The organism is Micromonospora sp. NPDC049230, from assembly GCF_040647875.1.
Lineage (GTDB): Bacteria > Actinomycetota > Actinomycetes > Mycobacteriales > Micromonosporaceae > Micromonospora.
In genome coordinates this window covers 201,006-227,771 of record NZ_JBEZCZ010000008.1, presented here as the reverse complement: position 1 = coordinate 227,771, position 26,766 = coordinate 201,006, and the positions used below count along the sequence as shown (strand labels likewise).

Genomic DNA, 26,766 nt, shown 5'->3' with positions numbered 1-26,766 from the left:
AACTCCATGATCGCCAAGCCGGGCCCCACCCGCTCCCCGATCGGGCACTTCCTGTCCCGGGTTGACCCGCCGGCTACAGCCCTAACGCAACGGTGGTGACTTCAAGGATCGAGCACGATCTTGGCGGTCGGGTGCGGGCGACGAGGCGAACGGTGGCGGGGCAGCACAGGGGCGGGAGGTCAGGCCCGGGGGCGGGGGGTCAGGCCCGGGGGTTGGGGTCAGGCCCGGCGGTTGGGGTTCAGGAAGTCGGCCAGGACTTGGGTGTGGGTGGAGAAGGCCAGCTCGACCGGGGCGGTGAGCACCAGCCACTCGGTCGCCTCCTCGGTCGGCGTGGACGGCGGCAGGTCCTCGGCCGCCCGCTCGGGCAGCACCCCGAAGACCATCATCGTGCCGCCCGCCGGGGCGCTGTGCACCGCGACCAGTCGGGCGTCCTCGGCCGCCGCGACCAGTCCGGTCTCCTCCCGCAGCTCACGGACGAGGGCGTCGGACCAATCCTCGCCGTACTCGATGAAGCCGCCGGGCAGCGCGAGCAGGCCGCGGGCCGGCTCGATGTCCCGGCGGACCACCACGACGCCCAGGCCGTCGGCAGTGCGGACCGGCAGCACCGCGACCGCCACCGGCAGCGGGTTACGCCAGACGGTCTCGCCGCAGGCCGGGCAGACGCGCGGCCACCCGGCGGCCGCTGGGTAGGCCGCGCCGCAGAAGGAACAGTGCGAGTACGGCGTGCCGGTCATGCCGCAGCACGTTACTCCGCGCCGCCGCAGCGCCTCGGCCGCCACCACCGCGCCGCTCAGCCGCCGCCGCCGCTGCGCCGGTTGCGCTCAGGCTGCCGGTGCGCCCGTGTAGAAGGCAGTGGTGCGCGCGGCGGCGGCGTTCGCCTCGTCGGGGTCGGTGCCGGCGGCGATGCTCGCCGCACCCCACAGTCGGCTGCTCAGCTCCATGGCCTGTCGGCCCTCGGCGGAGGCGCTCCACTCGGCGCTCTGCTCCGGGGCGACCCCACTGCCGTCGCCGGCCAGGTGGGAGGCGAGGCCGAGCAGCCCGAGATCCCAGCCGACGCCGACGGCGCCCGGCCCGAACTGGGCCCACCGGTCCTGGTCGACGTGCGCGATGTGGTCCAGGTCGAGGCGGGCCCGCTCGTCGTCGACCGGGGTGATGCGCACCTCGATCCAGCTCACCTCGTCGCCGTACTCCCAGGTGGCGGTGAACCGGTGCGGCGGCTCGCAGCTCTCGATGACGCCGTGGGCGTTGCCCTGCAACTCGTATTTGCCGCCCAGCCGCAGGTCGCCGGAGATCGGCAGGAACCAGCGGGGGATGCGCTCGGCGTTGGTGCAGGCGTCCCACAGATCCTCGGCCGTCGCCTGGTAGGTCTGGCTGATCGTGGTCACCCGAGCCTCGCCGGCCTCCAGGGTGCGGCTGCCGACAGTGCGCTGCACGGCGTTGATCTGCTCGGTGGCGTCGAACATCAGGTGTCCCTCTCGTCGGGTGAATCGGCGGGTTCGCGCAGTCGGCGCTCGCGTCGGCCCCGGGCCAGCTCGGTGGCGAGTGCCGCCAGGGGCGGTGTCCAGAACCGGCGGAAGTGCTCCAGCCAGCCGTCGACCTCGCGCAGTGGCCGTGGGTCGACCGCGTAGAGCCGCCGGGTGCCCTCCGGCCGCACGGTGGCGAAGCCGTTGTCCCGTAACACCTTGAGGTGCTGGGACACGGCGGGCTGGGAGATGCCGAACTCGTCGCGGATCACCGCGCTGACCGCGCCGGCGCTCTGCTCGCCGTCGGCGAGCAGCTCCAGGATGCGGCGCCGGACCGGATCGCCCAGCACGTCGAAGGCGTGCACGACGACAGTTCTATCACCACCAGCTTATTTAAGCCAGTTTTGATACTCCGATGAGCTTGTCCAGCCGGATCGGCAGGTCCCGGATCCGTACGCCGGTGGCGTGGTGCACCGCGTTGGCGACCGCCGCCGCCGCACCGACGATGCCGATCTCACCGAGGCCCTTCACCCCGGCCGGGTTCAGCTCGTCGTCCCGCTCGTCCAGCCAGTACGCCTCGATGGACTCCACGTCCGCGCAGCCGGTGATGTGATAGGTCGCCAGGTCGTGGTTGACCCAGTCGCCGTACCGCTCGTCGAGCAGACCCTCCTCGTGCAGCGCCATCGACAGCCCCATCGTCATGCCGCCGACGAGCTGGCTGCGGGCCGTCGTCGGGTTCACCACCCGCCCGGCCGCGAACACCCCGAGCATCCGGTTCAGCCGTACCTCGCCGGTGTCCGCGTCCACCCGCACCTCGGCGAACTGCGCCCCGTACGCGTACCGGGGCAGGGCGGGCTGTCCGCCCACCTCGTCGGTGGTGTCCGCGGACGCGCTCACCTCCCGCTCCGGTGGCACGCCCGCGCGCAGTTTCCCGCGCAGCGCCTCACAGGCGCGGATCACGGCCCAGCTCCAACTGGCGGTGCCCATCGAACCTCCGGCCAACGCCGCGGCCGGCAGGTCGCTGTCCCCGATGTGGATCTCCACCCGCTCCGGCGGGACGTCGAGCGCGTCGGCGGCCACCTGCCAGATGGCCGTCCGGGCGCCGGTGCCGATGTCGGTGGCGTTGATCTGGACCAGGAAGCCGCCGTCGGGCCGGGCGGTCGCGGTGGCCGACGACGCCCGGGCCCGCGCCGGGTAGCTCGACCCGGCCACCCCCGTGCCGATCAGCCAACGCCCGTCGCGCCGGGCGCGGGGCGTCGGGTCCCGGTCGGTCCAGCCGAACCGCTGGGCGCCCTCGCGCAGGCAGGCCACCAGGTTGCGGCTGGTGAACGGTCGTCCCTGGTCGGGGTCGACAGGCGCGTCGTTGCGGACGCGCAACTCCACCGGGTCGACGCCGGCGGCGACGGCCAGCTCGTCCATCGCCGACTCCAGGGCGTATGCGCCGAGGCACTCGCCGGGGGCGCGCATCCAGAACGGTGTGGGCACGTCGAGGCGGACCAGTCGGTGCGTGGTGCGGCGGTGGGGTGCGGCGTACATGCTGCGGGTGTAGACGGCGCTCTGCTCCGCGAACTCCCGGATGGTCGAGGTCTGGCTGATCGCGTCGTGGCAGATCGCGGTGAGTCGCCCGTCGGTGTCCGCGGCGAGGCGGACCCGCTGGACGGCGGGGGTGCGGTAACCGACGGGTCCGAAGATCTGCTGCCGGGTCAGCGTCAGCTTGACCGGCCGGTCCACGTGCCGGGCGGCGAGGGTGGCCAGCACCACCGAGGCCTTGGCGTACCCCTTGCTGCCGAAGCCGCCACCGACGTGCTCCGCGACGACCCGGATCGACTCCGCCGGCAGCGCGAACAACTCGGCGAGGGTGGCCCGCACCGGCGACGCGCCCTGGGTGGAGTCGTGCACCAGCAGCGTGCCGTCGCGCCACCGCGCCGTCGTGGCGTGCGGCTCCATCGGGTTGTTGTGGTAAGCGGGCGTCCGGTACGTGGCGTCCACCCGGACGGGGGCAGCGGCGTACCCGGCGTCGAAGTCGCCCTCGGCGGTGTCTGTCGGATAGCTGGGGTTGACGTGCTCCGGCCGGTACAGGCCGGGGTGGTCGGTGCTGAGCACTGTGCTGTGCGGTCCGGTGTCGTAGTCGATCCGGACCAGCCGGGCGCCCTCGCGGGCCGCCTCCAGACTGGTGGCCACCACCACGGCGACGAACTGCCCCCGGTAGTGCACCGCCGGCTCCTGCAACAGCCACAGCTCCGGCGGCCCGCCGGCGGCGAGGCGGGGCGCGTTGCCGTGGTGCACCACGGCCAGCACGCCCGGCGACGCGAGCGCCTCGGTCGAGTCGACGCGGGTGATCCGGCCCCGGACCACCGTCGACGGCACCGCCCAGCCGTAGGTGACGCCGTCCACCTGGTACTCCACCGCGTACCGGGCCGTGCCGGTGACCTTCTCCGACCCCTCCAGGCGGGGGTACGCGCGGCCGACCGCCCCGGTGCTCACGATGACGCCAGCTCGCTGAGCGCCCGCACGGTGATGGCCCGGGTCAGTGGCACCTTGAAGCCGTTGTGCCGCAACGGGCGGGCCTCGGCCAGCTCCGCGTCGGCGGCCCGCGCGGCCAGCTCCGGGCTGAACGGCCGACCCCGCAGCTCCTGCTCGGCCCGGTAGGCCCGCCACGGCCGGTGCGCCACCGCCCCGTACGCCAGCCGCACGTCGCGGACCACGTCGCCGTCCAGGTCCAGCACCGCGGCCACCGAGCCGGCGGCGAACGCGAACGAGGCACGGTCACGGACCTTGAGGTACGTCGAGCGGCGCGCGGCCGGCAGCGGCGGCAGCCGGACGGCGGTGATCAGCGTGCCCCGGGCCAGGGTGGTCTCCCGTTCCGGGTGGGTGCCGGGGGAGCGGTAGAGGGTCGCGATCGGAAGCTCCCGGGCGCCGTCGGCCTCGTGTACCTCCACCACGGTGTCGAGCGCGGTCAGCGCCACGGCCAGGTCGGACGGGTGGGTGGCCACGCACTGTTCGGACCAGTCCAGCACCGCCAGGTCGCGGTTCTGGCCGTGCAGCGCGGCACAACCGCTGCCCGGCTCCCGCTTGTTGCACGCCCTGCCGGTGTCCTGGAAGTAGACGCAGCGGGTGCGCTGCAACAGGTTGCCACCGGTGGTGGCCATGTTGCGTAGCTGTCCGGACGCGGCAGCGAGCAGGGCGCGGGCCAGCACCGGGTAGTCCCGGCGGACCACCGGGTGGGCCGCGAGGTCACTGTTGCGCACTGTCGCGCCGATCCGCAGCCCGCCGTCGGGCAGCTCCTCGACGGCGTCCAGCGGGAGCCCGGTCACGTCCACCAGCACGTCGGGGCATTGCACCCCGAGTTTCATGAGGTCCACCAGGTTGGTGCCGCCGCCCAGGTAGGCCGCGTGTGGCTCCGCGCCGAGCACGGCGACCGCGTCGGCCACGTCGGCGGGCCGGTGGTAACGGAACGCCCTCATCGCGTCGCCGCCGTCTCGCGCACGGCCGCGACGATGTGCGGGTACGCGGCACAGCGGCACAGGTTGCCGGCCATCCGCTCGCGGATCTCCGCGTCGGTCAGGTCGACAGGGGCGCCCAGGTCGTCGGTGACCGCGCTGGGCCAGCCGCGGGTGACCTCGTCGAGCATGCCCCGGGCGGAGCAGAGCTGCCCCGGCGTGCAGTAGCCGCACTGGAACGCGTCGTGCGCGATGAACGCGGCCTGCAACGGGGACAGCTGTCCCGGCTCGGCCAACCCCTCGACTGTCACCACCGACCGGCCGTTCAGCGTGACCGCGAACACCAGGCAGCTCTTCACCCGCCGGCCGTCCAGCAGCACCGTGCACGAGCCGCACTGGCCGTGGTCGCAGCCCTTCTTCGCCCCGGTCAGGTCGAGGTGCTCGCGCAGCGTGTCGAGCAGGGTGGTGCGGTTGTCCAGCGTCACCTCGCGTGCCGTGCCGTTGACCTCGAACGTCACCCGGGACGAGTGCCGTTCGTCGGTCGTCGTCGTGTTCTCGGGTCTGCCCTGCACCGGCCCAGACTAGCTTTGTCGGTATATCTCGGGGCGAATAACGCAAAGCCCTGCACGGGGGAGGTGACCACGGTGATCGCCGGGCTGCTGCTGGCCGCCGGGGCCGGACGGCGGTACGGCCGGCCGAAGGCGCTCGTCGAGCTGGCCGGCGAGCCGCTGGTGCGCCGTGGCGTCCGGCTGCTGCGCGACGGCGGCTGCATCCCCGTGCACGTGGTGCTCGGCGCGGGCGCCGACGAGGTGCCCGAGCTGCCCGGCGCGGTGCCGATCCGGCACGACAGCTGGACCGAGGGGCTGGGCTCGTCACTGCGCCGGGGTCTGGCCTCGCTGCCGGCCGAGGTGCCGGCCGCTGTCGTGGTCCTCGTCGACCAGCCGTTGCTGCACCCGGTCGCGGTCCGCCGGGTGCGGGCGGCGTACACCGGCGGTGCGCTCGTCGCGGTCGCCACCTACGCCGGCCGGCCGGGGCATCCGGTCCTGCTGGGCCGGGCCGTCTGGCCGCTGCTGGACGGCTACGCGATCGGTGACCGGGGCGCTCGCGACCTGCTCCGCGACCGGCCGGACCTGGTGGTCGGGGTGCCCTGCGACGACGTCGGCTCGCCGCTGGACGTGGACACCCCCGCCGACCTGCCCCGGCTGGTCAGTGACGGGTGAGCCAGCGGGGCAGCCCCTCGCTCGTCACCGCGTGATAGCCGATCATGAAGATGACCGCGAGCAGGCCCAGCAGCGGGTTGACGAACCAGCCGAGCAGGCCGCCGACCGCGTACAGGACCAGGCCGGTGATCGGCCGTAGCCGTTGCCGGCGCGCGTACTCGGGACTGACCCCGCGCCGCAACAGCGCCGGGTGCGTCCGCAGATAGCCGAAGAACACCAGCCAGGGTGCCGACATCAGCGCGGCGGACAGCGCGTACAGGGCGACGGCCGCGCGCTGGTCGTCGGTGTCGCCGCGGGTGAACGCCGACGCCAGCACGGCTGTGGGAAACGGAATGATCACCGCGCCGAGAAGCACGCCGAGGTTGATCCAGCTCAGCGTGAGCGTGGTGCCGCGGATCAGCCGCAGGAGCGCGTGGTGGTTGAGCCAGAGCACCCCGATGTAGACGAAGGACACCACGAACGCGAGGTACGAGGCGCCCTCGCCGAGCAGGTCGCTGAGCAACTCGCCCTCGTGGTATTCCGGCACCCGCAGGTCGATGACGAGCAGCGTGATGACGATGGCGAAGACGCCGTCGCTGAAGGCCGTCATCCGGTCGGTGCCGGAGACTCGCGCCCCGGCGTCGGGCTGCTCGACCTCGTCGGGTGCTGCGGACATTGCCGCAGGTTAGCCACCGGTGGCGGCGGTCGGCGGCGGTTTCGTCCGATTGAGACCGAAACGGCCGCCCGGGTCGCCATGACGGCGTCCCCGGGCGGCCGGCCGCACCGCCGGTGCGGGTCAGGCCACCGGCGCGGCCGTCCCGGTCGTGCTCGCGAGACGCCGGTGGGCGCGGATCAGCTCGGCGTAGCGCAGACCACTCGCCTTCATCGTCCGGCGCTGCGTCGGGTAGTCCACGTGCACCAGCCCGAAGCGCTTGTCGTAGCCGTACGCCCACTCGAAGTTGTCCAGCAACGACCAGACGAAGTAGCCGTCCAGCGGAACCCCCTGGGCCACCGCCGACGCGCACGCCGCCAGGTGCTGCTCCAGGTGGTCGGTGCGCTCCTTGTCCTCCACAGTGCCGTCCGCGGTGACCTCGTCCGGCCAGGCCGACCCGCTCTCGGTGACGATGATCCGGCCCGGCCGGTACTCCTCGTGCACGTTCACGAGCAGCCGCTCCAGGCCCGCCGGGTACATCTCCCAGCCCATCGCGGTCTCCACCGAGCCGGGCACCGGCACCTGCCGGGCGTACGGCGCCGCGCCGGTCGGGTCGTCGACCACCAGTTGCCGGAAGTAGTAGTTCACCCCGAGGAAGTCGGTGGGCGTGGCGATCACGGTCAGGTCGTCGCCGCGTACCGGCGGCTCGACCCCGTAGGTGGCGATCATGTCGGCCGGGTAGCCGCGCCCGTGGACCGGGTCCAGCCACCACCTGTTGACGTGCCCGTCCGCCCGCCGGGCCGCCGCCACGTCCTCGGGGCGGTCGGTGGCGGCCTCGATCGGGCTGAGATTGAGCACCAGACCCGCCGAGGCCGGTCGGGTGGCGTTGGCGCGGATCGCCTGGGTGGCCAGCCCGTGCCCGAGCAGCACGTGGTGCGAGGCGTGCACCGCGCGGGTCAGGTCCCGCTCGCCGGGGGCCATGGTGCCCTCCAGGTGCCCGATCCAGCACACGCAGAGCGGCTCGTTGACGGTGCACCAGTCGGCGACCCGGTCACCGAGACGGGCGGCGACCACCGCCGCGTAGTCGGCGAACGCCTCGGCGGTGGCGCGCTCCGGCCAGCCGCCGGAGTCCTGCAACGCCTGCGGCAGATCCCAGTGGTAGAGCGTGACGAACGGCCGGATCCCGTCGGCGAGCAGCGTGTCCACGAGCCGGTCGTAGAAGTCCAGCCCGGCGGGGTTGACCCGACCGACGCCGTCGGGCATCACCCGGGGCCAGGCCACCGAGAAACGGTACGCGTCCACACCGAGCCGGCGCAGCAACGCGAAGTCCTCGGGCCACCTGTGGTAGTGGTCGCAGGCCACCGCGCCGGTGTCGCCGTTGTCGACGTTGCCGGGCAACGCCGAGAAGGTGTCCCAGATGGACGGCGTCCGGCCGTCGACGTCGACGGCCCCCTCGATCTGGTACGCCGCCGTGGCGACGCCCCAGAGGAAGTCGGGTGGCAGCTTGGACAGGTCGGGCACGGGACGGATCTCCTCTGGCATTGACTGACTCACTTGACCGCGCCGGCGGTGAGACCGGCGACGAAGTAGCGCTGGAGGGCCAGGAACCCGACGACGACCGGGACGCTGACCACCAGCGAGGCGGCCATGATCTGGTTCCAGTAGACGTTGAACTGGGTGGAGTAGCCCTGTAGGCCGACGGCCAGGGTGCGGCTGCCCTCGTCGGTCATCACCGACGCGAACAGCACCTCACCCCAGGCGGTCATGAACGCGTACACGGTGACCGCCACGACGCCGGGCACGGCGGCCGGCAGGATGACCTGGAACAGGGTGCGCAGCGGCCCGGCCCCGTCGACCTGCGCCGCCTCGTCCAGCCCGCGCGGGATCGAGTCGAAGTAGCCGACGAGCATCCAGATCGAGAACGGCAGCGAGAAGGTCAGGTACGTGATCACCAGGCCGGTGCGGCTGGCGTACAACTCGATGCCCGTGGCGTTGCCCAGGTTGACGTAGATGAGGAACAGCGGCAGCAGGAACAGGATGCCGGGGAACATCTGGGTGGACAGCACTGTCACAGTGAAGACGCCCCGGCCGCGGAACCGGTACCGGCTGACCGCGAACGCCGCGAAGATGGCCACCACCACCGAGCAGACCGCCGCGATGCTGGACACCACCAGGCTGTTCACCAGGTACCGGGCCAGCGGCACGGTGCTCCACATGTCGACGAACGGTTGCAGGGTGGGTCGACTGGGCCACCAGGTGAAGCCGTTCTGCACGTCCTGCAACGGCTTCGCCGCCGAGGTGACCATCACGTACAGCGGGATGACGACGAAGAGGGTGAGCAGGGTCAGCACGATGCGCCGGCCCCAGCGCTCACCGGCGGTCTCACGCATGGTCGTCCCTCCGACGGTTGGTGATCAGCAGGTACGCGGCCGAGACGACCATCAGGAACAGCAGCAGCGCCACCGACATCGCCGAGCCGGAACCGAAGTCCCAGGTCTTGAAGGAACTGCGGTAGATGTGGATGGAGATCAGGTCGGCCTGCTCCGGGGCGGAGCCGCCGAAGAGCACGAAGGGTGTGTTGAAGTCGTTGAACGTCCACAGGAACAGCACCAGCAGCAGCACCAGGTTCACCGGCCGCAGCATGGGCAGGGTGACCGAGCGCAGCCGACGCCAGAACCCGGCGCCGTCGATGGCGGCGGCCTCGTACAGCTCACCCGGCACGTTCTGTAGTCCGGCCATCAGGCAGAGGAACGCGAACGGCCAGTTGCGCCACACCGACACCACCAGCAGCGACCAGAAGCTGTTGTCGCCGATCAGCCAGAACGGCCGCTCGCCCAGCAACCCGAGCTGGTCGACCAGGACGTGGTTGACCAGGCCGGTGTCGCGTTGCAGCAGGAAACTCCAGGTGATCACCGCGGCGTAGACCGGCAGCGCGTACGGGGTGAGGAAGAGCGCCCGCAGGATCGCCCGCCCACGGAACGGCTTCTGCAGGACGACCGCCGCCGAGATGCCGAGCAGCCAGGCGAACCCGACCGAGAGCACGCTGTAGGCCAGGGTGACCCAGAACGAGTGCAGCAGCTCCTTGCCGGCGGCGCTGTTCAGGTCGAGCGTCGCCCGGTAGTTCTCCAGCCCGACGAAGGGCGCGGTGGACCAGTTGCGAATGTGGAACTGGGTCAGCTCCAGCAGGCTCATCCAGACCCCGACCACCATCGGGACCACGTGGATGGCGAGTTCCAGCACGATGGCCGGGGCGAGCAGCAGATAGGGCAGGAGTGAACGGCGGGGGCCGCGGGGCCGGCGGGCCGGCCCCCGGGCCGGTGACCCGGCCCGGGGTTCGCGCCGGTCGGCGTCCGGCGCGGTGGTGCTGGTTGCCATCGGGGTCCTCTCGGAGGCGGTGGCCGTGGCCGGGCTCCACACCCGACCACGGCCACCGGTGACGCGTGGGTCAGCGCATCTTCTGCTGCGCGTCGGTCAGCTTCGCCTTCACCGACGCCTCGGTGACCGGCTTGCCACTTGCCGCGTCCGCGAACAGCTCCTTCATCGCGGTGCCGACCAGAGTCTCGAAGGTGCTCTCCTCGGGCACCTGCGGCAGCGGGGCCGCGGTGGTGACAAGGGTCTCCTGGATGGTCTTCTGCTCGGTGGCGCTGAACGCCGGGTCGGAGCCCGCGGTCTTCACCGCCGGCAGCGAGCCGTACGTCTTGTTGAGCAGCGTCTGCTCCTCGTCGCTGGTCATGAACTTGACGAAGCTCAGCGCGCCGTCCTTGTTCTTGGTGTGCTTGAAGACCGCCATGTTGATGCCGGCGACCATGCTGTTGACCTTCTTGCCGCCGGCCGGAGCGTTGGCCAGGAACGGCACCGGGGCCACCCCGTACGCGTCGGCGGGCATGTTCTGCGTCTTCAGGTTCGAGCCGGCGGACTGCCAGAGCAGCATGGCGGCCTTGCCGTTGGCGAAGTCCGAGACCGACTGGTTCTGCGCGTACTCGGCGTTGCTCGGGTTGGTGATCTTGTCGGCGGCCATGAAGTCGATGTACCGCTTGATCGCCGAGACGTTCTGCGGGGTGTCGAAGGTCGGCTTGCCGGCCGAGTCGAACCACTCGCCGCCGTACTGCTGGCTGAAGGTGAAGGCGTGGTGCGCGTTCTCCGACGGGTTGGCCCCCTCGATCGCCAGGCCCCACTTGCCGCCGGTGCTCAGCTTCTTGCCGTACTCGGCGAGCTGCTCCCAGGTCGTCGGCGGCGCGGTGAGGCCGGCGTCGGCGAACGACTTCTTGTTGTAGTACAGGCTGTACGCCATGCTGTAGAGCGGCACGGCGGCCGGCGGCTTGCCGGGGGCGCCGGCGGCGGCGAGCGCGGCGGGCACGATCCGGTCCTTGCCGCCGACAGCCTGTAGGGTGGCGTCGTCGAACTCGACGAGCGCGCCGGTGGCCTGCAACGACGCCGACCAGGTGTTGCCGATGTTGACAACGTCCGGGCCCTTGCCCGAGGCGGCGGCCGCGAGCAGGCGGTTGAGCAGGTCCGACCACGGGACCACCTCGACGGTGACCTTGATGCCGGTCTGCTTCTCGAACTTGTCCAGCTCCGGCTGGAGGATCGTCTTGTCGGCCTCCAGGCTGGCGCCCTGGTTGCTGGCCCAGTAGGTGAGCGTCTTGGGCGATGCGGCGGAGTCGTCGCCGGAGCCGCCACAGGCCGTCAGCGAGGCGGCGGCCAGTACGGCGGCGGTGAATATCCCGAGGTGTCGTCTCGACACGGGTCTGCCCTTCCGGTGCGTGGTGGGGGTCCACCGACCTCCGTCGTCGATAGGGGTCGAAGGCGACGGGCGGCCGGTTGCGGACAGGGGTCGGGGGTGCGCCGTCGGGGTCCGTCGGCGTTTCCCGGGAGTTACATCACGGCTTAATTTATGTCGTCATTAAAGTGGCTGGTCGGTGGGTCGTCAAGCACGAGGCGGTTACAGTCGCCTCGAACGACCGACGGGAACGAGGTGACGAGTGGAGCTGGCGCGTGCCACCAACCGCAGCGTGCGGCTGCGCAACCGGTCCGCCCTGCTGACCAAGCTCTTCCTCGACGGCCCGCTCACCCGCCAGGACCTGGTGCGCAGCACCGGGCTGAGTCAGCCGGCGGTCAGCAACGTGGTGGCCGACCTGATCGACGAGGGGCTGGTCGCCGAGGCCGGCGCCGCCGAGTCCGACGGCGGTCGGCCCAGCATGCTGCTGCGGATCGCGCCCCGCTTCGCCTTCGTGGTGGGTGTGGACGTCGGCGAGACCCGGGTTCGGGTGGAGCTGTTCGACTTCGCGATGACCCTGCTGGCCAGCATCGAGTACCCGCTCGACCCGGCCCGGACCGAGCCCGACCTGGTGGCCGGGCACGTGCTCGCCGGCATCGACGCGGTGACCGGGCAGGCCGGCGTGGCCCCCGGCGACGTGCTCGGCGTCGGCATCGGCGTCTCCGGGGTGGTCGAGCAGGGTGCCGAGGCCATCGTGCACGCCCAGGCCCTCGGCTGGGACCGGGTGCCGTTGGAACGCCTGATCAGCGCCGGCACCGACCTGCCGCTGCACATCGACAACGGCGCGAAGACCCTCGGCCAGGCCGAGATGTGGTTCGGCGCCGGCCGGGGCGCCCGGCACGCCGTCTTCGCGCTCGTCGGCTCCGGCGTGGGCGCGTCGGTGGTGACCGGCGGCGCCACCTACCGGGGCGCGTCCAGCAGCGCGGGGGAGTGGGGGCACACCACCCTGGTGTACGGGGGGCGGGCCTGTCGGTGCGGCGCGCGCGGCTGCCTGGAGGCGTACGTCGGCGCGGAGGCGATCATCGACAGGTACCGGGAGGCGCGTCGGGGTCGACAGGTGCCGGGCGAGGACGAGGAGTCCCAGATCGCGGCGCTGGTCGCCGCCGCCGGGACCTCGGCCACCGCCCGGCGGGTGCTGGACGACACCGCCGGCTACCTCGGCGCCGGGGTGGCCAACCTGATCAACCTGTTCAACCCGGAGCGGGTGGTGCTCGGCGGCTGGGCGGCCATGGCGCTGGGTGACCTGCTGCCGGCCGTCCGCGAGGCCGCCGGCCGGCAGGCCCTGCGGCAACCGTTCGAGCAGGCGTCGATCGAGCTGTGTCGCCTCGGCGTGGACGCGGTGGCGCTGGGTGCCGCCACCCTCCCCATCGCCCGCTTTCTCACCGAGGGCGGCGTCCGCCGCTGAGCCGGGACGACGGCAGCGGGGTGCGGCGAATTACACAAAAAGAATCCTCGGGATAAATAACGAAGTTATAGATCGATGTCTTGACGCCGCCGCAATCTCGCCGCAACACTCCTACGAGAGCGCTCTCCGACCCGCGGCGTCGCATCGGCGGCACCACCACCCACGGCGCTACCGGTAGGCCCGATCCCACCCCCGCGGCAACCCGTAACCCCCTATCGACAGGCGATGTCATGACATCTCGCGCTACATCCGTACGCCCCCGTCCTCGGGTCGTGCGGCACCTGCTCGTCGGACTCACCGTGGCCCTGGTCGCGGCGCTCACGCCGACCGGAACCACGACACCCGCGCAGGCCGCCCCCTCCCTGCTGTCCCAGGGCCGCACGGCAACCGCCTCGTCCACCGAGAACGCCGGAACGCCCGCCGCCGCCGCTGTCGACGGCAACACCGGCACCCGCTGGTCCAGCGCGTTCAGCGACCCGCAGTGGCTCCAGGTCGACCTGGGTGCCCGCGCCACCATCACCCAGGTCAATCTGCTGTGGGAGGCCGCCCACGGCCGGGCCTTCCAGCTCCAGACCTCCGACAACGGATCCACCTGGACCACGATCTACTCGACCACCACCGGCGCCGGCGGCACCCAGAACCTCACCGTCTCCGGCGCCGGCCGCTACGTCCGCATGTACGGCACCGCCCGGGGCACCGGCTACGGCTACTCGCTCTGGGAGTTCCAGGTCTACGGCGAGACCGGCGGCGGCACCAACGATCCCCCGGTGACGCCCACCGACCCGTACAACCCCAGCCTCGGTCCGAACACGTTCGTCTTCGACCCGAGCACCCCGACGTCGACCATCCAGAGTCGACTCAACACCCTCTTCACCCAGCAGGAGACCAACCAGTTCGGCCCGCAGCGCTACGCGGTGCTGTTCAAGCCCGGCACCTACACCGCAGACGTCAACCTGGGCTTCTTCACCCAGGTCGCCGGCCTCGGCCTGAGCCCGGACGACGTCAACCTCAACGGCCACGTCCGCACCGAGGCGTTCTGGTTCGGCGGCAACGCCACCCAGAACTTCTGGCGGGCCGCCGAGAACCTGTCGGTCACCCTGCCCGCCGGGCAGACCGTGGAGCGCTGGGCGGTGTCCCAGGCCGCGCCGTACCGCCGGATGCACCTGCGCGGCGCGCAGAACCAGATCCAACTGTGGAACGGCGGCGACGGCTGGTCCAGCGGCGGCCTGCTGGCCGACACCCGCATCGACGGCCTGGTCGTCTCCGGCTCGCAGCAGCAGTGGTACTCCCGCAACAGCGAGTTCGGCAACGGCTGGACCGGCTCGGTGTGGAACATGGTGTTCCAGGGCGTCAACGGCGCCCCCGCGCCGAGCTTCCCCAACCCGTCGCACACCGTCATCGCGCAGACCCCGCAGGTGCGGGAGAAGCCCTTCCTGTACGTCGCCGGCACCGGCGAGTACCGGGTGTTCGTGCCGGCACTGCGCACCAACTCGACGGGCACCAGCTGGTACAACAGGACTCCGGCCGGCTCGTCCATCTCGCTGTCGCAGTTCTTCGTGGTCCAGCCCGGCACCAGCGCGGCCACCATCAACGCGGCCCTCGCCCAGGGCAAGCACCTGCTCTTCACCCCGGGCGTGCACCACGTCACCGAACCGATCCAGGTCGACCGGGCCGACACGGTGATCCTCGGCCTCGGCCTGGCCACCATCCAGGCCGACAACGGCAGCGTGGGCATGCGGGTGGCCGACGTGGACGGCGTCAAGGTCGCCGGCCTGATGTTCGAGGCCGGCACCACCAACTCGCCGGTGCTGATGGAGGTCGGGCCGTCCGGCTCCTCGGCGAGCCACGCCAGCAACCCGACGTCGCTGCACGACGTGTTCTTCCGCATCGGCGGGCCACACGTCGGCCGGGCCACCAACACGTTGACCGTCAACAGCGACAACGTGATCGGTGACCACATGTGGCTGTGGCGGGCCGACCACGCCGCCAGCGGTGTGCCGACCGGGTGGACGCTGAACACCGCCGACACCGGCCTCACCGTCAACGGCGACAACGTCACCATGTACGGCCTGTTCGTCGAGCACTACCAGAAGTACCAGACCATCTGGAACGGCAACGGCGGGCGGACGTACTTCTACCAGAACGAGCTGCCGTACGACGTGCCGAACCAGGCGGCCTGGATGAACGGGTCGACCCGGGGTTACGCCGCGTACAAGGTCGCCGATTCGGTGACCAGTCACCAGGCGTTCGGGCTGGGCAGCTACAGCTACTTCAACGTCAACCCGGCGGTGGTCGAGGAACGGTCCTTCGAGGTGCCCACCAACCCGAACGTGCGGTTCACGAACATGGTGACCGTCTCGCTCGGTGGCGTCGGCACCATCAACCGGGTGATCAACAACGCCGGTGGCACCGCGAACGCGGCCAACCAGACGGTGTACCTGACCACCTACCCCTGACCGGTGCTCCCGCGCCGGCCCGGTCCCTTGAGGCCGGGTCGGCCGGGTGACACCCAGGGCCGAGGCCGGCCCGGTCCCGCCGAGACCGGGCCGGCCCCGGTCGTACCCGTGTCGACCCGCCGAGGGCCGTCCGGTCCCACCGCGCGGCCTCCGGCGTTGCCCTGGGCGCGCGGCCGGGTCCAGTCGTGCGCCGTCGATCACGCCGGGGTCTAGCCACGCGGCGGCCGATCGTGTGGAGGATGAGAGGTCGGCGACGCGCCGGCCACCCGTGAGGAGGAACGATGACGCGCTACCTGCTCAGCCTTCACCAGCCGCAGGGTGAGCCACCGCCAGAGCCGGCATTCCTGGCCGAGGTTATGCGCCAGGTCGGCGAGCTGCGCGACGAGTTGGCCTCCACCGGGTCGTGGGTCTTCGGGCAGGGCCTGCACGGCCCGGAGACCGCCACCGTGCTGCGCGCCCGCGACGGCGACGTCCTGGTCACCGACGGCCCGTTCGTCGAGGGCAAGGAACACCTGGGCGGCATCACGATCATCGACGTGCCGGACCTGGACGCCGCCCTGCACTGGGGTCGCCGTTACGCGCTGGCCACCACCCTGCCGATCGAGGTGCGTCCCTTCCAGGGCGGGGCCGGCGACTGATTGTGCCCGACGTGGAGGCGGTGTTCCGCGCGGAGTACGGGCGTGCGGTCGCCGTCCTGGTCCGTCTCCTCGGTGACATCGACCTCGCCGAGGAGGCCGTCCAGGACGCTTTCGCCGTCGCGGTGGCCCGGTGGCCGACCACCGGCCCGCCGCCCAGTCCGGCCGGTTGGATCATCACCACCGCCCGTAACCGGGCGATCGACCGGCTGCGCCGGGAACCGCGGCCCCGACCGCCTGGCGGATGAGCTGGAGCGGACCGGTGGCTGCCGCGTGCAGCTCGCGCAGGTCCTCCCCGGCATCGTGGAAGGCGATACGCGTGTGCAGCCGTTCGGCGAGGTGGGCGTGCAGCGGGCTCGCGGCCGGCAGTGCGTCGCCCGAGCTCTCGAGTTCGCGCAGGGCGCGGGCTGCGAGGTCGGCGCGGGCCTGGTGGCCCTCCGGGCTGTAGTCGGTAAGCCCGTCGACATCCTGCTCACCAGCGTCGACGACCGCAGTGCAGGGGTCGAGGCTGGCCATGTCGCGCAGGAGCCGATCCGCGAAGTCCTCGATCACGGGGGCCATGCTAGAGGCTGCGCGGGGAGGCCGTCGACGCGTACCGGACAGCCGTCGCAGTGGCGGACAATGCGGCCGGACGGGCCTTCCGCACCGCCCGACGGCGGCCCTGGCACCGCCCTGAGGGCGCGTTTGTCGCAGGGGCGGCCGGGAACCCGAGGCGCCGGCCGCAGCAGTGGGGGAGGCGCCATGGCGTACCGTTCGGCGACCGCCGGCATCGTGCCCGACCTGTCCACCCTCACGCTCGGCGTGGAGGAGGAGTTCCTGCTGCTCGACCCGGACAGTGGGCGCAACCTGCCGGTGGCCGACCAGGTGCTGGCCGCGCTGCGCGGCCCCGCCCGGGACCAGAGCCGCCAGGAGTTCCGGCACAGCATGGTGGAGATGGTCACGCCGGTCTGCGCCGACCTCGGAGAGTTGCGCGCGCACCTGGTGGCGCTGCGCCGCTGGGCGGCCGAGGCCGCCACCGCGGTCGGGGCCCGGCTGGTGGCGATCGGCGCCACCCCGCTGGCCGAACCGCACCTGACGGTCCCCGACGAGCCGCGCTACCACGCGATGTCACGCCGGTACGGCCCGGTGGCGCACGATCCGGCGGTGTGCGGCTGCCACGTGCACGTCGGGCTGCCCGACCGGGAACTGGCCGTGCGGGTCTGCAACCACCTGCGGGTGTGGCTGCCGGTGGTACAGGCGATCACCACCAACTCGCCGCTGCACGACGGGCACGACACCGGCCACGCCAGTTGGCGGTCGATGCAGCTGGAACGCTGGCCCAGCATCGGACCGACGCCGTACTTCGACTCGGCCGCCGACTACGACCGGACAGTCGACGAGCTGATCGCCGCCGGCATCATGCTCGACGCGGCGATGGTCTACTGGTACGCCCGCCCGTCGTCGGCCTACCCGACGGTGGAGGTCCGGGTGGGCGACGTCTGCCCAAGCGTCGACGACACGGTGTTGGTCGCCGCGCTGGTCCGGTCACTCGTCGCCACCCTCGCCGACGACGTACGCGCCGGGGTGACCGCTACGCCCATCCGCGACTGTCTGGTCGCCGCCGCGCACTGGCGGGCCGCGCACGACGGCCTCGACGGCGAGCTGATCGACCTGCGTGGCGGCGGCACCCGGCCGGCCTGGGCGCTCGTCGACGAGCTGATGGCGGTGATCGCCCCGGCCCTGCTGCGCCACGGCGACCTCGGGTACGTGTTGGCGCAACTGGCCCGGCTGCGCCGCGACGGCACCGGCGCGACCCGGCAGCGTCGGGTGCTGGAACGCACCGGTGACCTGCGCGCGGTCATCGACGACCTGGTCGCCCGCACCGCGGCGAGCTGACCGCCGCGCTGCCTCAGCGGATGTCGTGGGTCTGTAGCCACAACTCCAGGAGCCCGAGCTGCCACAGTTTGTTGCTGCCGGCGGCTGCCTCGGCCCGGTCCGGCTCGGCGAGCAGGCGTGCCACGTACTCCGGTCGGAACAGCCCCCGCTCCCGCGCGGCCGGCGCCTGCAACGCCTCGGCGACCAGCTCGCGCACCGGGCCGTCCACGTTGCGCAGCGCCGGCACCGGGAAGTAACCCTTGGGACGGTCGATCACCTCGGCGGGCAGCACCTCCCGGGCGACCTCCTTGAGCACACCCTTGCCGCCCTGGGCGACCTTGTGCTCCGGTGGGCAGTGCGCGGCCAGGGTGACCAGGTCCTGGTCGAGGAAGGGGGTACGCACCTCAAGACCCCACGCCATGCTCATGCTGTCCACCCGCTTGACCGGGTCGTCCGGCAGCATCAGGTGGGTGTCCAGGCGCAGCACCGCGTCCAGCGCGGTCTGCGCCCCGGGCGCGGCCAGGTGGTCGGTGAGCAGGTCCCGGCTGGCGTCGTGCTCCAGCGCGTACGCCGGACCGACGATGGCCCGCAGCTCGTCGTGGCCACTGTCGAAGAACGCGGCGGCGAACGTCTCGGCGGCGCCGTGCCGGTGCGCCTCGACAAGCGGCTGGTGGTAGCCGTACCCGGCGAACACCTCGTCGGCGCCCTGCCCGGACTGGGCCACCTTCACGTGCCGTGCCACCTGCTCGGACAGCAGGTGGAAGGCGACCACGTCGTGGCTTCCCATCGGTTCGGTCATCGCCAGCACGGCGCGGCGTACGGCGGGCACTAGGTCGTCGTTAGCGAGCCGGATCCGGTGGTGGTCGGTGCCGTACGCGCGGGCCACCAGGTCGGAGTAGCCGAACTCGTCACCGGACTCGCCGCCGCGGCTGTCGAAGCCGATGCTGAACGTACGCAGGTGCTGCTGCCCGGCCTCGGCGAGCAGCGCCACGATGAGGCTGGAGTCCAGTCCACCGGAGAGCAGCACACCGACCGGCACGTCGGCGACCAACCGTCGGCGTACCGCAGTGCGCAGCGCGTCACCCACGGCGGCCCGCCAGTCGGCGGCGTCCATTCCCGCGTCGGCGGGCTCACGGACGTAGTCGGGTCGCCAGTAGACCTCCTCGCGGCTGCGCCCGTCCGCCTCGATGACCCGCAGGGTGGCCGGCGGCAGCTTGCGCACGCCGCGCAGCACGGTGCGTGGCGCGGGCACGATGGAGTGCCAGGACAGGTAGTGGTGCAGCGCCACCGGGTCGATGCCGGTGTCCACGTCGCCGGCCCGCAACAGGGCGGGCAGTGTGGAGGCGAACCGGAGCCGCCCCGGTGTCTCGGCGAGGTAGAGCGGTTTGACGCCGAGCCGGTCGCGGGCCAGCACCAGTCGGCGTCGGGTCCGGTCGACGAGCCCGATCGCGAACATGCCGACCAGGTGGTCGACGAAACGCTCACCCCAGTGCGCGTACGCGACAAGGACCACTTCGGTGTCGCTTGTGGAGTGGAACTCGTATCCGGCGTTGCGTAGCTCCTCACGCAGCTCCGGGTAGTTGTAGACACAGCCGTTGAAGACCAGGGCCAGGCCCAGGTCGTCGCGCGCCATCGGTTGGCCGCCGGCGTCGGACAGGTCGATGATGGTCAGCCGCCGGTGCCCGAGGGTCACCCAGCCGTCGGTCCACAGGCCCTCGGCGTCCGGGCCGCGCGAGCGCATCGCCTCGGTCATCCGGGTGACCGCCGCCGCGTCGGGTGACCGACCGTCGAAGCGCGCCTCCCCGCTGATCCCGCACATCAGCCGGGCCTCCTGTCCCGTACCCCGGCCGGTGCTGGCCGGTCCCGCCGACCAGACGGGGGGCCGCTGGCTACCCGGGCGGGTGGTCGTTATGCGCGCAGGGTGCGCAGGATGCGGGCCAATTCGGCGCGGTCGGTGTCGTTGAGGTGGCCGAAGAAGCGGTCGGCCTCGGCTCGGCGGGCGGTCCGGATGGCGGCGCCGACGCGCTTGCCCTCCTCGGTGAGGGCGACCAGGGTCGCCCGCCGGTCGGCCGGGTCTCCTCGGCGTTCGACGAGCCCACGGGCCTGTAGGTCGTCGACGACCTCGGTCGCCGAGCGAGCCGCGATGCGCAGGTGCTCGGCGAGGGTGCCGGGGCGTACCTCACCGTGACGGCCCAGCACGCCGAGGGCTCGGGACTGGCTGGGCGTGATGTCCCAGGGGGTCAACGACTCCTTGGTCTGCCGACGCAAACGGGACGCCACCGCCCAGAACGTCTCGGCCAGGCTCTCGTCGTCGCCGGTCCCGGTGGTGTCCTCGGTCACCGGAATACCGTAGCAGTCGATGCGGTTGTTCCCTCATGTTGAGGTAACCTCAGCATATCCGAACGAAAGGCAGTGCCTCTTGGAACCCACCCCGAAGGGCCGCGACCGCGGCCACCGCACCCTCAGCGCCGAAGAGAAGACACAGGCCCGCCAGGTGTCGCTGCGCCGCATCGGCCGCCTGTTCACCCCCCACCGGTCAGCCCTGGCCGTGGTCACCATGATCATCGTGCTGTCCTCGATCGTCGCGATGGCGACGCCGTTCCTCCTGCGTACCGTGATCGACAGCGCCCTGCCGCAGGGCGACGTGACCCTGCTGGTCTGGCTGGTCCTCGGCATGGTCGCCGTCGCGGCCGTGACCTCCGCCCTCGGCGTGGTGCAGACCTGGATCTCCACCCAGGTCGGGCAGCGGGTCATGCACCGGCTGCGCACCGACGTCTTCAGCCACCTCCAACGCCAGTCGCTGGGCTTCTTCACCCGCACCCGCACCGGCGAGGTGCAGTCGCGGATCACCAACGACATCGGCGGCATGCAGTCGGTCGTCACCTCGACCGCCACCGCCGTCGCGGCCAACCTCACCACTGTGGTCGCCACCGCCGTCGCCATGGTCGCGCTCTCCTGGCAGCTCTCCCTCGTCTCGCTCGTGGTGCTGCCGCCGGCCATCTGGCTGACCCGCCGGGTGGCCCGGATGCGCCGCGAGATCACCGCCCAGCGGCAACGCGAACTCGCCGACCTCAACGTCACAGTCGAGGAGGGCCTGTCGATCAGCGGCGTGCAACTGGCCAAGACCCTCGGCACCGGCCCCGCGCTGATCGACAGGTTCACCGCCTCCTCGGAACGACTCGTCGACCTGGAACTGCGCAGCGAGCTGGCCGGCCGCTGGCGGATGGCCTCGATGAGCATCATCTTCGCGGCAGTACCGGCGGTCATCTACCTCGCCGCCGGCCTGCCCGGCACCGCCGGCACGCTGAGCATCGGCACCCTTGTCGCCTTCACCGCCCTACAGGGCGGTCTGTTCCGGCCGCTGATGGGCCTGCTCAACGTGGGCGTCTCGCTCACCGCGTCACTGGCGCTCTTCGCCCGGATCTTCGAATACCTCGACCTGCCCGTCGACGTGGCAGACCCCGCCGAGCCCGTCCACCTCGACCGGGTCAACGGGCACCTGCGCCTTCAGGACGTCACCTTCGGCTACCCGGGCAGCGACACCGCGGCCCTCGCCGGGATCACCCTCGACGTGCCCGCCGGCACCAGCCTCGCCCTGGTCGGCGAGACCGGCTCCGGCAAGAGCACCCTCGCCGGCCTGGTCAGCCGGCTGCACGACCCGACCGCCGGCCGGGTCACCGTCGACGGCGTCGACCTGCGCGACCTGCGCCTGGCCGACCTGGCCGCTATCGTCGGCGTGGTCAGCCAGGAGACGTACCTGCTGCACACCACCGTCCGCGAGAACCTGCGCTACGCCCGGCCGGGCGCCACCGACACCGAGATCGAGGACGCCGCCCGCGCCGCCCAGATCCACGACCTGATCGCCGGGCTGCCCGACGGGTACGACACGATGGTCGGCTCCCGTGGCCACCGGTTCTCCGGCGGCGAGAAGCAACGCCTCGCCATCGCCCGCACGCTGCTGCGCGATCCGCGCATCCTGGTCCTCGACGAGGCCACCAGCGCGCTGGACACCGAGACCGAGCGGGCCGTGCAGCGGGCGTTCGACGCGCTCGCCGAGGGGCGTACCACGATCACCATCGCCCACCGGTTGTCCACAGTGCGCGACGCCGACCAGATCGCGGTGCTCGACCACGGCCGGATCGTCGAGTTCGGCACCCACGACAGCCTGCTGGGCCGCAACGGCCGCTACGCCACCCTGGCGGCCTGATCCGGCTCCCGATCGTGGGTGAAGGCGGCATATAGCATTATTGGTGCATGAACGCCCAGAGGGGTACCCCGCCACTGACCCGGCAGCCGGGTCGGCTGGTGTCCTTCAGCGACGCCGTCTTCGCCATCGCCGTGACGCTGCTCGTGTTGGAGATCCAACCGCCGCCGGACTTCGGACACCTCCTGCGCGGCCTCGGGGCGCTCTGGTCGTCGTACCTGGCCTACGCGCTGAGCTTCCTGCTCATCGGGCAGGTGTGGGTCAACCACCACGTCATGTTCGACCGCGTCCGACACGTCGACCGGGGCATCCTCTTCCTCAACACGCTGCTCCTGATGGTCATCGCGTTCCTGCCGTTCTCCACGTCCCTCCTCGCCGGCGCTCTTCGCGCCGAGCAGGGCCTGCGGACCGCGGTCCTCGTCTACGGCAGCACACTGTGGATGGCGGCGGCCCTGTTCAACGTCATCTGGTTCTACCTGCGCCGCGCCAAGCTTCTGGACCCCACCCTCGGCGCCTTCGGCGTCCGGGCCATCGGCCGCCGATTCGCGCTCGCGCTGATCTGGATCGGCTCCGGCATCCTCGTCGGCGCGTTCGTGCCGATCGCGGGTGTCGCCATCATCGCCGGCTTCCTCCCCGCCTACTACCTGCCCATCCGCGGCGAGTACGGCGAGAAACAACCAGGTGGCGAGATGACTTGGGAGTGACGGGTACCGGACACTCCTGACGGGCACGCACGCGGTTTGTCGGAGGCTGCCGCGAGACTGGGGCTTCCGCGAACGGGGAGGTGCCTCGTGCCGTACGTCAGATCACACACCAGGAGGGGTGGAGCCCGGGTTCGGGCCCACTACCGGAGACGGCGCACCGGCAGTGCCCGGCGGCGATCGACGGTCCGCCGCGTGTCCGGAGGCGGCAGGTCGGCCAACGGCTGGTTCCTGCTGCTCTGCGCCGTCGTCGGTCTCGTGCTCCTGCGCATGCTCATCGCCTCGAAGCAGCGTGCCCGCGAGCGGGCCGACCAGGCTGAGCGGGACATGCTGATCGCGGTGACCGATGCGATGAGCGGGCCCGAGTTCGAGCAGTGGTTCGCGCGGATCCTTGTCGCGTCCGGGTTTCGGGACGTGCAGGTGTGCGGCGGCCCCGGTGACCGGGGAGCGGACGGAAGCGAGTCTCCCCGCACTGGCTCACCTGGCCGGAAGTCGACCCCAGCTGGGTGCAGCCGTCTGCCGCCGACGTCGCCGAGCGCCTGGCACAGCAGCTCGTCGCGCAGTCCGGCGCCGACCTGCCCCCTTCCTCCGTCCACGCCACCGGCGAGTGGCCCGACACCTGGCCGCAGGACTGGCCATCGTCACGAACTGCCACGCGGTCGACGCGGGGTCGACAGGAGCGCAGGCCCGAGGGCAGGCGCCCCAAGACAGACGAGTGTCGCCGAGCAGGAGGCCTGGGTCGTCAACGCCCGTCGCAGCTCGGTAACTGTCTGAAATAGCCGGTGATCTGGGAAAATTGACACCCCATCATCCATTCGGGTGCGAGGCGCACCTTTCCGGGTGAGCGTGGTGGTCCAGTGATGAAGCAGGATACGATGCGTGACCTATCCCGTCTTCTCCGGTCCGCAACAGGTTCCGTCGATGGGCACCGTGCAAGATGGTCGCCCTCGTGGTCGGCCGGTGTGGCAGTGGGTGGCCGGCAACCTATTGGTGGTGGCACTGAGTTGCATCCTCGGCGGGTCCGGCTTCGTCTCTGCCGAGGACGAGTCGCCGGTGATCGGCTATGTGGCCGCGTTCTGCATTCTGGGGTCCGTTCGGGCCTTCTCCGTCCCCCTGGAATGGTTCCTTGCCCGCCAGTACGCATATCGATCGATCCTCCTCAGCCACATCGTCGGGCTGGGTTTTGGACTCATGATGCTTACTGCACCACCCACGACCCCGGCCACGGGCGACGCCCCGGTAACCGGTGGAATGGCCCTCGCCGTTTTCGCCGAGTTCATGGTGGCGCTGTGTGGACTTTTCGTAGCTGCGGCCATCGTCGGCCTCCGGATCTGGCGGAACGCAGGTAAGCCTGCTCAGGTCGCCGCCGAGCGTGGGTCGCTGGCCGCGCTTCCCGCAATGTTCTGGTTCAACACGGTTCTCCTCGCCGTCGTGGCCATTTTCATGGCCCCCAGCATGGCGGCCCAGGAGGACGCAACGCTGTCGTATGGCTTCTTCGGAGGCTTCCTGGTAGCGGCGTTCCTCCGCCTGCCCGGAAGCCTGGCCGAATGGTGGCTGACGACGAGAAAACTCCACCGGCTCGTGTACGGCGCCCACATGCTAGCTGGGTTACTCACCGCCCTCGTTGCCGTAGCGATGTTTGTAGGTCCTCCGACGAACCCCACCGCGGACCCGCTTGATCCCGTCAGCTCGACGCTGGCGATCTATCTCCTTTTCAGCTCCGTCAACACGGTGTTGATCGTTCCGGTTGCCCTACCCATCAGGGCCTGGCGTCGCCGGCGTTCGGAGCGGCCGGCGATCCATGCCCAGACGACGACGTCTCCTGTCCTGCCGCCCGTAGTGGCTCCGCCCCCGGTAGTGCAACCGGTCGCACCCGCACCGGTCGTCCAGGTGGACCACGGTTGGCTGCGCCGACCTGCGATCCAGCCCGCGCACCCGCTGCCGACGTACCCGATTGCCCCCGTGCTGCCGCACACCCCGTTGCCCCCCACCGCGCCCACGCCGGTGGTTACCGGTGCGAGCCCACCACCTCCCACGCCGCAGCCGGCGGCGGTGGACCCCATGGCAATTCATCGGCCGTCCTCTGAAGGGGGCAACGCCGTGCCCAGTGAAGGGCAGGCGACCAAACTCCGGCACGAGATCGCCGTGGCAGTCGGCATTGTCGCTGGCCTCGCGAGTCTCGTTCAGGGATTCGACACCGGAGATCCCTTCCGGACCGCCGTGTTGGCTCTGACCGTTGGGGGCATCGGTCTGGCTGTCATCTACGGAACGACGGTCAAGCGGTGAGGCTTCATGGTCGTGCATCGACGGCGCGGGGACGAACGGCGGCTCGACGCGTACGTCGACTTCGCGCACGCCCTGGACGCCGGACGTGCCCGTCATTCGAAACGGCGGCAAGCACTGAAAGATCATGGACAGCACATTGACAGTGCAGGAATTACTGTCCCGGCATGGCCCCGCCAATTCCGAGAAGTATCAGTGCGAAAGACGCTGCCGATACGATGAGCGGCCGTACCGGTGAGGGGTCGACGCTGCCCACGGTGCCGAAAGACCTGGCAAGCCGACAAATGTGCTGCGCCATGCACCTGCATCCGGCGTTGGCGGCGGAGGTGTTGCTGGAGTACAGCGTCGACAATCCGAAGGCATGGTGTCCCTCTTTCGGGGTGGACGCGGTGGCGCTGGTCCGGCACGCGCAGGCGGCCGACACCCATTGGCGGAAGCTGTACAGCGCTGTCGCGATGACGCGTTACGCGGTGCTCGGTGTCGTCGCGCTCAGCATCTTCCTCCTGTGGCGCGGCGGGCCGGTGACGGCGCTGTTCTCGCTACTTCTCATCGCCGCGGTGTGCGGATTCGGGTGGCGCGCGACCTTCCTCAGTCTTCAGGAAACCCGCACGGCGGCGATCAGGACCATGGCGGAGGAGGACGAGGAGGCCCTGGCCGCCCAGGCGCCGGAGGTCGACGTGGACCTGGAAGACGAGCTCGCCGCCCTCCAGGACGCCAACATGATCGTCTTCGAGGTCTCCGCGGACAGCCCTTTCGTTGGCAGCGGCACCGAGATCGGCCGCTGGGCCCTGCCACCCATCGATGCCGGCCGCCCTGGGGAGAAGAACCAGGACGGTACGCGCCTGCCCGCCTCCTTCTCCATCCGGGAACTGCATGACGACCTGATGCGGCTCGCTCGGTCCCGGCTCGGGCTGAGTGACATCGAGGTCACCAAGCGGATCTACGTGCGGGGGGATGTGCTGCCGGAATGCGAGGGGCTTTTCCCTCCGGACGAGACACGCCCACCATCCCGGCTGGACACGTCCTGGGTGGATCTGGGCAGCGACGCCCCGGGGGAACAGGCCAGAACCTACGTGTGCCTGGCGAAGAGCCTCGTGGGTGGCCAGATCGTCGTCACCCTCTTCGCCCGTTACACCCTTGACCAGGGCATTCTCTCCTGCGAGTTCGTCGCCCACGTTCTGCCACCCGTTCTTCGCGACTCCGCGCCCGCCACGGGGTTCTACGGCCTCTTCGGGGAGGATCTGAGCCCGCTTCATGGGCGCTCGGCCACCCGGGCCATGGCCATCGCGGCGTGGCGCACTCTCGTTGCCCAGTTGTTCCTGCGCTCGGACCGGGGTGTCGATCTGGCCGAGGCGCACGAGGATCGGACCCAGCGGCACTACGAGGCCCTCCAGGAGGGCCGACGCTACGACTACGGGGCACCCTTCAGCGCTCGAGAACTCGCGGCAGCGTCGAACATCGTGAGCTATTTCGAAATCGCGGATGTGCGTGACTGTCTGGTGCGGATGCAGCGAGGGGTGATCGACTGTTTGGTCGCGTTTCTTGAGGAAAAAGGCATCGATACGTCCGACATTGCCGCCGGAAGGCAGCGGATCATCAACAACATCACCAACATCGGGGAGGTATCCGGCCGGGGCAACATCTTCGGCAACCACGGACGAATGTCCAACTTCGATCGCGATGACCACGTCGACTGA

At 71.0% G+C, this 26,766-nt stretch carries 24 protein-coding genes and 1 pseudogene; 11 read left to right on the top strand and 14 right to left on the bottom strand.

Annotation, left to right across the window (positions count from 1 at the left end; all coding sequences use genetic code 11):
• Positions 1-218: 218 nt before the first annotated feature.
• From AB0A95_RS10690 to AB0A95_RS10665, 6 genes are all read right to left on the bottom strand, one after another.
• Entirely contained in the window at positions 219-734 is a 516-nt protein-coding gene (locus AB0A95_RS10690) for an NUDIX domain-containing protein (RefSeq protein WP_357555441.1), read from the bottom strand.
• An 87-nt stretch (positions 735-821) separates the two neighbouring features.
• Complete coding sequence (locus tag AB0A95_RS10685; RefSeq protein ID WP_357555440.1) at positions 822-1,463, bottom strand: SRPBCC family protein; 642 nt, start codon at positions 1,461-1,463, stop codon at positions 822-824.
• Positions 1,463-1,828 carry a metalloregulator ArsR/SmtB family transcription factor gene (locus AB0A95_RS10680; RefSeq protein WP_357555439.1) on the bottom strand — a complete coding sequence of 122 codons (366 nt, stop codon included), beginning with the start codon at positions 1,826-1,828 and terminating at the stop codon, positions 1,463-1,465. The genes AB0A95_RS10685 and AB0A95_RS10680 overlap by 1 nt, the downstream gene beginning before the upstream one ends.
• 28 nt (positions 1,829-1,856) lie before the next feature.
• Positions 1,857-3,947: a xanthine dehydrogenase family protein molybdopterin-binding subunit gene (locus AB0A95_RS10675; RefSeq protein ID WP_357555438.1), complete on the bottom strand. Its 2,091-nt coding sequence runs from the start codon at positions 3,945-3,947 to the stop codon at positions 1,857-1,859.
• The gene (locus AB0A95_RS10670) at positions 3,944-4,927 is read right to left on the bottom strand and encodes a xanthine dehydrogenase family protein subunit M (protein ID WP_357555437.1); all 984 of its coding nucleotides are present in this window, start codon (positions 4,925-4,927) and stop codon (positions 3,944-3,946) included. Before AB0A95_RS10670 ends, AB0A95_RS10675 begins: the two co-directional genes overlap by 4 nt.
• Positions 4,924-5,475, bottom strand: coding sequence for a 2Fe-2S iron-sulfur cluster-binding protein (locus AB0A95_RS10665; protein WP_357555436.1), 552 nt, complete (start codon positions 5,473-5,475; stop codon positions 4,924-4,926). The genes AB0A95_RS10670 and AB0A95_RS10665 overlap by 4 nt, the downstream gene beginning before the upstream one ends.
• A 63-nt stretch (positions 5,476-5,538) precedes the next feature.
• On the opposite strand from AB0A95_RS10665, the gene AB0A95_RS10660 reads away from it, so the two are divergent.
• The gene (locus AB0A95_RS10660; RefSeq protein ID WP_357555435.1) at positions 5,539-6,123 is read left to right on the top strand and encodes a nucleotidyltransferase family protein; all 585 of its coding nucleotides are present in this window, start codon (positions 5,539-5,541) and stop codon (positions 6,121-6,123) included.
• On the opposite strand, the gene AB0A95_RS10655 is transcribed toward AB0A95_RS10660, so the two are convergent.
• The 5 genes from AB0A95_RS10655 to AB0A95_RS10635 all read right to left on the bottom strand — a co-directional run bounded on the left by AB0A95_RS10655 (position 6,110) and on the right by AB0A95_RS10635 (position 11,498).
• Positions 6,110-6,778, bottom strand: a complete 669-nt coding sequence (locus AB0A95_RS10655) for a TMEM175 family protein (protein ID WP_357555434.1) — start codon at positions 6,776-6,778, stop codon at positions 6,110-6,112. The genes AB0A95_RS10660 and AB0A95_RS10655 overlap by 14 nt on opposite strands.
• 120 nt (positions 6,779-6,898) lie before the next feature.
• On the bottom strand, positions 6,899-8,275 hold the full coding sequence (locus AB0A95_RS10650) for a GH1 family beta-glucosidase (RefSeq protein WP_357555433.1): 1,377 nt from the start codon (positions 8,273-8,275) through the stop codon (positions 6,899-6,901).
• 29 nt (positions 8,276-8,304) lie between these two features.
• Positions 8,305-9,144 (bottom strand): carbohydrate ABC transporter permease, encoded by an 840-nt coding sequence (locus AB0A95_RS10645; protein WP_357555432.1) that lies wholly within the window; start codon positions 9,142-9,144, stop codon positions 8,305-8,307.
• On the bottom strand, positions 9,137-10,129 hold the full coding sequence (locus tag AB0A95_RS10640; protein WP_357555431.1) for a sugar ABC transporter permease: 993 nt from the start codon (positions 10,127-10,129) through the stop codon (positions 9,137-9,139). Before AB0A95_RS10640 ends, AB0A95_RS10645 begins: the two co-directional genes overlap by 8 nt.
• Positions 10,130-10,199: 70 nt before the next feature.
• Positions 10,200-11,498, bottom strand: coding sequence for a sugar ABC transporter substrate-binding protein (locus AB0A95_RS10635; RefSeq protein ID WP_357555430.1), 1,299 nt, complete (start codon positions 11,496-11,498; stop codon positions 10,200-10,202).
• A 238-nt stretch (positions 11,499-11,736) separates the two neighbouring features.
• Here AB0A95_RS10635 and AB0A95_RS10630 point away from each other — a divergent pair, with 238 nt between their 5' ends.
• The 4 genes and pseudogenes from AB0A95_RS10630 to AB0A95_RS10615 form a co-directional block, all read left to right on the top strand.
• A complete protein-coding gene (locus AB0A95_RS10630; protein ID WP_357555429.1) occupies positions 11,737-12,936 on the top strand; it encodes an ROK family transcriptional regulator in 1,200 nt (399 codons plus the stop codon).
• A gap of 230 nt (positions 12,937-13,166) precedes the next feature.
• The gene (locus AB0A95_RS10625; RefSeq protein ID WP_357555428.1) at positions 13,167-15,392 is read left to right on the top strand and encodes a discoidin domain-containing protein; all 2,226 of its coding nucleotides are present in this window, start codon (positions 13,167-13,169) and stop codon (positions 15,390-15,392) included.
• Positions 15,393-15,673: 281 nt separating this feature from the next.
• Positions 15,674-16,030 (top strand): YciI family protein, encoded by a 357-nt coding sequence (locus tag AB0A95_RS10620; RefSeq protein ID WP_357555427.1) that lies wholly within the window; start codon positions 15,674-15,676, stop codon positions 16,028-16,030.
• A gap of 2 nt (positions 16,031-16,032) precedes the next feature.
• Positions 16,033-16,245 (top strand): annotated as a pseudogene (locus AB0A95_RS10615) (sigma factor); the annotation flags it as partial.
• Here the strand turns inward: AB0A95_RS10615 and AB0A95_RS10610 are convergent.
• Positions 16,205-16,579, bottom strand: coding sequence for a hypothetical protein (locus AB0A95_RS10610; protein WP_357555426.1), 375 nt, complete (start codon positions 16,577-16,579; stop codon positions 16,205-16,207). The pseudogene AB0A95_RS10615 and the gene AB0A95_RS10610 sit on opposite strands and share 41 nt — an antisense overlap.
• A 189-nt stretch (positions 16,580-16,768) precedes the next feature.
• On the opposite strand from AB0A95_RS10610, the gene AB0A95_RS10605 reads away from it, so the two are divergent.
• The gene (locus AB0A95_RS10605; protein ID WP_357555425.1) at positions 16,769-17,902 is read left to right on the top strand and encodes a glutamate--cysteine ligase; all 1,134 of its coding nucleotides are present in this window, start codon (positions 16,769-16,771) and stop codon (positions 17,900-17,902) included.
• Positions 17,903-17,915: 13 nt separating this feature from the next.
• On the opposite strand, the gene AB0A95_RS10600 is transcribed toward AB0A95_RS10605, so the two are convergent.
• Both AB0A95_RS10600 and AB0A95_RS10595 read right to left on the bottom strand, forming a co-directional pair.
• Positions 17,916-19,700 carry an N-acetylglutaminylglutamine amidotransferase gene (locus AB0A95_RS10600; RefSeq protein WP_357555424.1) on the bottom strand — a complete coding sequence of 595 codons (1,785 nt, stop codon included), beginning with the start codon at positions 19,698-19,700 and terminating at the stop codon, positions 17,916-17,918.
• A gap of 89 nt (positions 19,701-19,789) precedes the next feature.
• The gene (locus AB0A95_RS10595; protein WP_357555423.1) at positions 19,790-20,221 is read right to left on the bottom strand and encodes a MarR family winged helix-turn-helix transcriptional regulator; all 432 of its coding nucleotides are present in this window, start codon (positions 20,219-20,221) and stop codon (positions 19,790-19,792) included.
• Positions 20,222-20,300: 79 nt separating this feature from the next.
• Here AB0A95_RS10595 and AB0A95_RS10590 point away from each other — a divergent pair, with 79 nt between their 5' ends.
• The 5 genes from AB0A95_RS10590 to AB0A95_RS10570 all read left to right on the top strand — a co-directional run bounded on the left by AB0A95_RS10590 (position 20,301) and on the right by AB0A95_RS10570 (position 26,766).
• Positions 20,301-22,088 carry an ABC transporter ATP-binding protein gene (locus AB0A95_RS10590; protein WP_357555422.1) on the top strand — a complete coding sequence of 596 codons (1,788 nt, stop codon included), beginning with the start codon at positions 20,301-20,303 and terminating at the stop codon, positions 22,086-22,088.
• 47 nt (positions 22,089-22,135) lie between these two features.
• Entirely contained in the window at positions 22,136-22,789 is a 654-nt protein-coding gene (locus AB0A95_RS10585; RefSeq protein WP_357555421.1) for a TMEM175 family protein, read from the top strand.
• A gap of 267 nt (positions 22,790-23,056) precedes the next feature.
• Complete coding sequence (locus tag AB0A95_RS10580) at positions 23,057-23,560, top strand: restriction endonuclease (protein ID WP_357555449.1); 504 nt, start codon at positions 23,057-23,059, stop codon at positions 23,558-23,560.
• A 105-nt stretch (positions 23,561-23,665) separates the two neighbouring features.
• Positions 23,666-25,072 (top strand): hypothetical protein, encoded by a 1,407-nt coding sequence (locus tag AB0A95_RS10575; RefSeq protein ID WP_357555420.1) that lies wholly within the window; start codon positions 23,666-23,668, stop codon positions 25,070-25,072.
• Between the two features lie 164 nt (positions 25,073-25,236).
• Positions 25,237-26,766, top strand: a complete 1,530-nt coding sequence (locus AB0A95_RS10570) for a hypothetical protein (RefSeq protein ID WP_357555419.1) — start codon at positions 25,237-25,239, stop codon at positions 26,764-26,766.